Raw genomic sequence first — 914 nt, 5'->3', positions numbered from 1 at the left:
GGCGTCAAGGAGGTTTTCGCGGAGTGATTGTCTGGCCATACCGATATAATACGTACGTACGTATTGATGTCAAGCCGAATAATTTGCGTTGCCGATGTTGGCAAGCGGGGGTGGCACTGGAAGAGTGTCCCTCAGGGGGTGGCGAGTTTGAGGAGCGAACATGGCTGCGGTGAAACAAGTGATCGTCATCGGCGCCGGCATCATCGGTGCTTCCATGGCCTGGCACCTGACCAGGGCAGGCGCACAGGTGACGGTCATCGCCGCCGACAGCGCCGCCGGTGGGGTCGCCACGCCGAACTCCTTTGCCTGGATCAATGCCACCTGGGGCAATCCGGAGCCCTATTTCCGGCTGCGCACCCGCGCCATGGCCGAATGGTCGCGGCTGGCGCGGGACGTGCCCGGCCTGCCGCTCAACTGGTGCGGCGGCCTGTGCTGGGATCTATCGGCGGCCGACATGGAAGCCTATACCGCGCAGCATTCGGCCTGGGGCTACGGCATCGAGCGCGTCGACCGCGCCGGCGCGGCCCGTATAGAGCCTAATCTCACCCAACTCCCGGACGTCGCTTTGCATGTCGCCGAAGAGGGCGTTGCCGAGCCGGTCGCGGCAACGAAGGCGCTGCTGGCCGATGCCGAACGACGCGGCGCGCGGATCATCTCCAGCACGGTGACGGCGCTTGTCCAGACAGGCGGCAGGATTTCGGGCGTCGACACATCGCATGGGCTGCTTGCCACCGACGAGGTGTTGATCGCGGCCGGCGTCGGCTCGGCGGGCATTGCCGCCACCGCCGGCATAAATCTGCCGCTCGAGACGCCACCTGGCCTGATCGTCCACTCGCGGCCCTACGAGAAACTGCTGAACGGACTGGTGCTGGCCGAGCGGCTGCATATGCGCCAGACCGCCGAGGGCCGTATCA

Annotated in this window: 1 protein-coding gene; it reads left to right on the top strand. The window is 65.6% G+C overall.

Annotation, left to right across the window (positions count from 1 at the left end; genetic code table 11):
* Positions 1-160: 160 nt before the first annotated feature.
* Positions 161-914, top strand: a 754-nt coding sequence (locus tag EN994_RS33280) for an FAD-dependent oxidoreductase (RefSeq protein WP_164746519.1), incomplete at its 3' end; no start/stop codon positions are given.

Source organism: Mesorhizobium sp. M7A.F.Ca.CA.002.09.1.1 (genome assembly GCF_003998555.1).
GTDB lineage: Bacteria > Pseudomonadota > Alphaproteobacteria > Rhizobiales > Rhizobiaceae > Mesorhizobium > Mesorhizobium ciceri.
Note: the sequence above shows the minus strand (reverse complement) of the source record. Positions and strands in the feature narration are given on the sequence as shown.